Below are 6,178 nucleotides of genomic sequence, written 5' to 3'. Positions count from 1 at the left end.
CAGCGGGCTGTTCTCGATGATGGTGCCCAAGCGATACGGCGGCCACGAACTCGACGTCGACACCTTCTTCGAGGTGGTGTTGATCCTGGCGGAGGCCGATGCCGCGATGGGCTGGATCATCGGCTTCTACATCGAGCACGCGTTCTGGCTCGCCGAGTTTCCCGAAGCGGTGCAGGACGAGATCTACGGCGACGCGAACCACGTGCTCGCACCGGCCGCACTCAACATCGGCGGCGGCACCGCCACGCCGACCGACGACGGCTACCGGGTCAACGGTCGCTGGTCGTGGGGAACCGGCATCGTGCACGCGACCTGGGTGCTCGCCGGCTGTCTGGCCACCGATGCCGACGGCGGCGTCACCCCGATGATGTTCCTGCTGCCGCGCGACGAGGTCGACACCGTCGACACCTGGCACATCTCCGGCATGTGCGGTACGGGCTCGCTCGACTTCACGATCGACGACGTGTTCGTGCCCGCCGACCGTGCCGTGCCATTCCTCGGCATCTTGGACGGAAGCTGGGGGATCGCAGAACGACACGACGCTCCGCTGTACTCGACGCCGCTGATGCCGATCCTCGCGCTCGCTGCGGGCCTGCCGTGTCTCGGAGCAGCCCGCAACGCCCGGGCGGCGTTCGCCGAGCAGGTGAAGGCGAAGATCGAGGCGACCGGTGCCGTCAAGGGCGAAGGCAACTTCGGGCTGATCGCCGACGCGTCGCTGACGATCGACGCCGCCGAGCTGTTGATGCGCGACGCGCTCGCCGGGCTGCTCGCCGGCCGTGCCGACTCGACACTCGAGCAGCGCAGCAACTGGATCACCAAGGTGTCCCACGCGACGTTCATGTGCCGAGATGCCACGAACGCCATAGCGTCGCTCATCGGGGCGAGTGGTGCGATGCTCGACAATGCGATCCAACGGTGCGCTCGCGACATCAACGCCGCCGCGAACCACGTCGTCTTCGAGCGAGAGTCGCGCTACGGCGACCACGCCCGCCAGATGTTCGGACAACCGATCACGAACCGGCTGGTCTGATGCAGACCGGCCAGGAAAGAAAGCAGCCGTGAGCACATCGCCGGACCGCGCCGCCACCGGCTCACCGACATCGATCCTGTGGGTCGAAGGCAGCCCGAAGGGAGATCGGTCGCTGTCGTCGTCGTGTGCTCGAGCGTTCCTCGAGTCGCTCGGCGGCGACGTGGGCGTCACCCATCTCGACGTCTGGTCCGACGAGGTCGTGTCGTTCGGCCGGGAGGCGGCGCTCGCGAAGTTCGCTCCGTTGCTCGGCGAGGAGCGCACAGCGGAGCAGGAGGCAATCTGGCAACAGGTGGGTGCTCGAATCGAACAGGTCGAGCGGCACGACGCAATCCTCGTCTCATCACCGATGTGGAACTGGGGCATTCCGCATGCACTCAAGGCGTGGATCGACGTCGTCGTCCAGCCATTTCAGTCGTTCAGGGTCGACGCCGAGGGCCGCCACGTCGGCCTCCTCGGCGTGGGCAAGCGCGCACAACTGATCCTCACCCGGTCATCGGCGTACGACGGACGCAGCCCGGAGATGGAGGATCATCAAGATCCGTACCTGCGCTATCTCTTCGAACTCCTCGGCTTCGACCTCGCCGAGTCGGTCATCGTCGAGCCGACGACCGCGTGGACGCCCGAGGAGCGCGAAGCCATCGCAGCCGAGGCTGTCGATCGATCTCGCGCCGCCGGACTCGCGTTCACGTAGCCGGTTGGCCGGCACGGTTCAGTGCAGGACGGGGAGGGCTCCGGTCAGGGAGGCTCGTTGCGAGACCTCGACCCAGACTCCGTCGGGCGCTCGGACGAACGAGATGCACGCCGTGTCGCCGAGGCGCACCGGCTCACGCGCTGACTCGTAGCCGAGGTCGACCAACCGGGCGTGTTCGCGAACGACGTTGCGGACCTGCACGGTGAGGTAGCGAAGACCGAGGCCGTCGAGTCCCTCGGATGCTTCCGGAGCGGCGGGATCAGCCTCGACCACGAACCATGAGGTCCCGACACGCCACCGCTCCTCCTCCTGCACGCCCCCCAGCCCGGCCTCCAGGAACTCGGCGACCTCATCTGGCCGATGCGTACGCCACCGCACTTCGACATCGACGATGCCGTCGGTCCCGACGGGCACGATGTCGATCGGCACGCGATCGGCGGTGACCCGCGCCGTCGGACGGTCGACCGCACCCGCAACTCGCAGCCCGACGAGCGGCGATGGGGTCGCCACCAGCTCGTCACGATGGCTGTTCACCTTGAGGACGGAGTCGCCGATCGCGTATCGATGTTGGTGGACGCCGCGGCCGATCTTCAGGAGATGGTCGTACTCCACGCCGACCTCGGCGAGGAGTTGCTGGTGCGACGGCCAATCGTTGGTCATGAGACCCACATCGACGGCGAGCTTGGCGAGATCCATCGGGTCCGACATCGCGTTCACGCGTCAGCCCGCGAATGCAGCGGCGATGTGGCCCGAGTCCATGTATTCGTCGATCCGGATGACCTGACCGTCACGGACCGAGACGAAGATCGCGATCGGCAAGTCGGCGGTGCGGCCGTCGGCGAACGTCAGGTGGAGGACGTGGCGCTGCACGAACCCGGCCGCGGTGAGTTCGCGGACGATGTCTCGGTACTCGATCGTCTCGGTGTTCTCGATCATCCAGGCGAGCACGGCCAAGTTCTGTGCCCTGTCCTGCACAACACCGTCGTTGCTGTGCCAGACCTCGATGTCGTCGGCCCACAGCGTGGCGAGCGCCTCGAGGTCGTCGCGTTCGATCGCTGCGAACACGGCGTCGGCAACGTCAATTGCTGTCAGGTGGGTGGTCATTCGGGTCTCCTCATCTGGCCATGGCGTGGACGCCACCGGCCTTGTTGGTGTCGGTTCAGAAACGGTTCGGACACGGTTCCCTTCGGGCGCTTCCTGCAGGACGGTTCAGGTTGCTTGGGCGGAGAGCAGTGAGTGGGCGAGTTCGACGATGGGCTCGATGTGGTCGCCGAGCTGTTGCAGACGACCGTCTGCACTGTCACCGGTGACGAATCGGTGGTGGAGCTGTTTGAGAACGACGGCGTGCTTCCAGAGCGCGAACGCCTCGTACCACTCGATGTGATCGACGTCGTGGCCAGCGGACGCGTAGCGCTCGACGATGTCGTCGTGCGGCGGGAAGTCGGTCATGTCGAGCTCGATCGTCGGCGCCCGGTCGACTCGGTCCGACTCTTGCTTCCAGTAGCCGAGGAGCGTGCCGAGATCGATGAGCGGATCGCCGAGCGTGGCCATGTCCCAGTCAAAGATCGACGACACACGGTCCGGTTGACCTGCGGTGAACATCGCGTTGTCGAGCTTGTAGTCGTTGTGGAGGATCGACACTCGCGTCGTCTGCGGCCGGGTCGATACCAGCCGCGCGTGGACCTGATCGAACCGCGGGCTCCGGCCCGCGTCGATCCGGTGCCAGCGGTCGTGCCACCCGGCGAGTTGCCGCTCCACGAAACCGTCTGGTCGGCCCAGTCGGCCGAGCCCGACTTGGTCCGCGTCGATCGAGTGGAGTTCGGCGAGCGCGTCGACGAGTGCCATCGAGACTCGGCGAGCTGCATCGGGGGCTTCGGCGAGCCCGGCGGGGATCTCGTCGCGGACGACGAGCCCTCGGCGACGTTCGACGACCAGGAACGGCGTACCGATCACGGACACGTCGTCGCAGAACGCGAGCGCCCGTGGTGCCCGATCGAACACTGGTCCCAGCCCATGCAACACGCGGTACTCGCGGGCCATGTCGTGGGCGCCGGGAGCGATGTCGCCGAACGGTGGCCGCCGCACCACCATCTCGGTCGCCCCCAAGGCGACGCAGTAGGTGAGGTTCGCGTGGCCGCCCGTGAACTGCTCGACGCTCAGCGGACCGTCGAGTTCCGGTACACGTCCCTCGAGGTGGCAGCGGAGCCACGCATCAAGTTTGGCCCAGTCCTGCTGGTCGCTGACCGGTGACGTGTCGGTTCCGGCCGACTCCTCGAGATTCGTCATCGTCATCACATCAGGGTGATGCCGCCGTCGACGAGCAGCATCTGGCCGGTGATGTAGCTGGCCATCGACGAGGCCAGGAACAACACGGCGTCGCCCATCTCCTCGGGCTCACCCCACCGACGCATCGGGATGCGCTTGACCGTCGCGTCGTAGACGGCGGGATCGTCGTGGCTGCGACTGGTGAGCTTGGTGTTGACGAAACCGGGGGCGATGCCGTTGACGCGGATGCCGTGCTTCGCCCACGCCGCGGCGAGTGACTTGGTCAGCGTGACCAGTGCGCCCTTGCTGGCGGAGTAGGCGGGTTGACCCGGTGTTGCGATGAAGCTCGACGTGGATCCGACCACGACGATGCTTGCGGCATTGGACTCGGTGAGCTGCGGCCGAAATGCCGTACACAGCGCCATCACGCCGTTGAGGTTGACGTCGATCACCTGCCGAAAGGTGTCGATGTCGTACTCGGCACCCCCGTACGCAACCGTGCCGACGCTTGGCACCAGCACGTCGAGGGCGTCGAAGTCGGAGGCGAGCGTCTCGGCAGCAACAGGGTCGGCGACGTCGAGTTGATGGAATGCGAGACCGTCCAGGTCGCCTTCGGCGTAGTCGGCCGCGCTGGCGCGCGTGCCGGTGACGTGGACCTCGGCCCCGGCGAGTTCGAAGCGTCGGGCTGTGCCGAGCCCGATCCCGCTGCTGCCGCCCGCGACGAGGACTCGTCGCCCGGTGAAGTCGATCACGTTGGTTGGGTCACCCGTCGATCAGGACCGGCGGGGTGTTCTCGCTCATCGTCTGGGTGACGACCTCGTCGGGCATGCCGATGAGCCCGACGTATGCCTCCTGGGGAATGCCGCGCGGCCACGGGCGATCGGGATCGAACGCCGGCTGCGGCACCGGGGTGTCGGTCGGCTCGAAGACGTCGGGGTTGCGGTAGCGCTCGAGTTCGTCGGGCGAGATACCGGCCAGACCGACGACTTCGGGGTCGATCCAGGCCCGACCGTCGAGCGGCTTCTCCGAGGTGGCGACTTCGAGGCTGAGGTCTTCGGGGCCGGCGAAGTAGATCGAGTGGCACATGCCATGGTCGAGCGGACCGAACACGGTGATGCCGCGCGAGCGGATGCGGTCGCGCATGGCCAGCAGATCGTCGAGAGTGTCGACGTTGAACGCCACGTGCTGCATCGCGCCACCGGCACAGGGCCCGGCGCCACTACCGGCGTGTGTGACGCCGATGGTGCGCTCGATCCCGGCGATGTCGGGCGTCTGGACGAACGCGATCGAGCAGGTGTCGCTCAACTTCAAGAAGCCGTGCCAGGCGCCTTCGACGCCGTGCATCCAGTAGAGGGCGACGAGTTCACAGCCGAGCACATCGTTGAAGAAGTCGATCTGTGCCTTGATGTCGGCGGTGGCCACCGCCAGGTGATGGATGCCGTTGTGTGTGGTCATGGACGTTCTCCGTTCGCTTTGGTGTCTTCTTGGTTTGTGTTGCTGGTCTGGTGGTTGACGGTCACTGCATCGTCGAGGTCGAGGCCGGCGAGTTCGCAGCCCCGCTTGAAGTCGACGATGTGCTTGGACATCCACTCCTGAGCCGTTTCGGCCTCGCCCGATTCGAGTGCACGGAAGATTCGGCTGTGGGCTTCGAACAGGCGGCGCCCGGGCCCGATGCGGCGGATCACGGTGCCGTACGCAGGGAAGAGGAGCGCGCCGAGGGGTTCGCGAGCCAGGAGCAGCGCATGATTGTGCGATGCCTCGGCGACGAGGTCGTGGAACTCGACATCTGCCTCCGCGAGCGCAGCCGGGTCGTCCAGGCAATTGGCAGTCGTGTCGAGGTTGGTTCGCAGCCGCTCCAAGAGATCGGCGGTGACATTGGTGGCGGCCAAGCGAGCGGCGAGCGGCTCGATTGCCGACTGGACCTCCCAGAGTTCGCGGTAGGAGATCCCATGGAGAACGATCGCCTCGTGCATCGCGTTGGTGACCACGCTCTTGTTCGGCGCGGTGACCGCCATCCGTCGGCGGGGACCGCGTTCGATCAGCCCGGCAGACTCCAGCGATCGCATCGCCTCGCGCACCGTGGGCCGGGTGACGCCCAGCTGTTCCGCCAAGTCGTGTTCCGGCGGCAGCAGCGTGCCGGGTGCAAGCGACCCGTCGAGGATCCGTCGGCGAATCGTCTGCTCGGCGACCCG

General features: G+C 66.7%; 8 protein-coding genes. 2 read left to right on the top strand and 6 right to left on the bottom strand.

The features are described 5' to 3' along the window. Both WBV89_RS03330 and WBV89_RS03325 read left to right on the top strand, forming a co-directional pair. The coding region (locus tag WBV89_RS03330; protein WP_423979926.1) for a hypothetical protein at nucleotides 1-1,030 on the top strand (1,030 nt) is incomplete at its 5' end. Between the two features lie 28 nt (nucleotides 1,031-1,058). Next, entirely contained in the window at nucleotides 1,059-1,721 is a 663-nt protein-coding gene (locus tag WBV89_RS03325) for an FMN-dependent NADH-azoreductase (protein WP_423979925.1), read from the top strand. Nucleotides 1,722-1,739: 18 nt separating this feature from the next. On the opposite strand, the gene WBV89_RS03320 is transcribed toward WBV89_RS03325, so the two are convergent. From WBV89_RS03320 to WBV89_RS03295, 6 genes are all read right to left on the bottom strand, one after another. Further along, entirely contained in the window at nucleotides 1,740-2,429 is a 690-nt protein-coding gene (locus WBV89_RS03320) for a VOC family protein (protein WP_423979924.1), read from the bottom strand. Nucleotides 2,430-2,441: 12 nt separating this feature from the next. Then, nucleotides 2,442-2,825: a nuclear transport factor 2 family protein gene (locus tag WBV89_RS03315; protein WP_423979923.1), complete on the bottom strand. Its 384-nt coding sequence runs from the start codon at nucleotides 2,823-2,825 to the stop codon at nucleotides 2,442-2,444. Between the two features lie 105 nt (nucleotides 2,826-2,930). Continuing rightward, nucleotides 2,931-4,013 carry a phosphotransferase family protein gene (locus WBV89_RS03310; RefSeq protein ID WP_423979922.1) on the bottom strand — a complete coding sequence of 361 codons (1,083 nt, stop codon included), beginning with the start codon at nucleotides 4,011-4,013 and terminating at the stop codon, nucleotides 2,931-2,933. After that, nucleotides 4,013-4,738 (bottom strand): SDR family NAD(P)-dependent oxidoreductase, encoded by a 726-nt coding sequence (locus WBV89_RS03305; protein ID WP_423979921.1) that lies wholly within the window; start codon nucleotides 4,736-4,738, stop codon nucleotides 4,013-4,015. Before WBV89_RS03305 ends, WBV89_RS03310 begins: the two co-directional genes overlap by 1 nt. A 10-nt stretch (nucleotides 4,739-4,748) precedes the next feature. Continuing rightward, nucleotides 4,749-5,441: a VOC family protein gene (locus WBV89_RS03300; RefSeq protein WP_423979920.1), complete on the bottom strand. Its 693-nt coding sequence runs from the start codon at nucleotides 5,439-5,441 to the stop codon at nucleotides 4,749-4,751. Beyond that, nucleotides 5,438-6,178 (bottom strand): FadR/GntR family transcriptional regulator (locus WBV89_RS03295; protein ID WP_423979919.1); only part of this gene is annotated, 741 nt, incomplete at its 5' end. The genes WBV89_RS03300 and WBV89_RS03295, both read right to left, overlap by 4 nt.

Source organism: Ilumatobacter sp., from assembly GCF_049588435.1.
In the GTDB taxonomy this organism is placed as follows: Bacteria; Actinomycetota; Acidimicrobiia; order Acidimicrobiales; family Ilumatobacteraceae; genus Ilumatobacter_A.
This window is presented reverse-complemented; position numbering and strand designations above follow the sequence as displayed.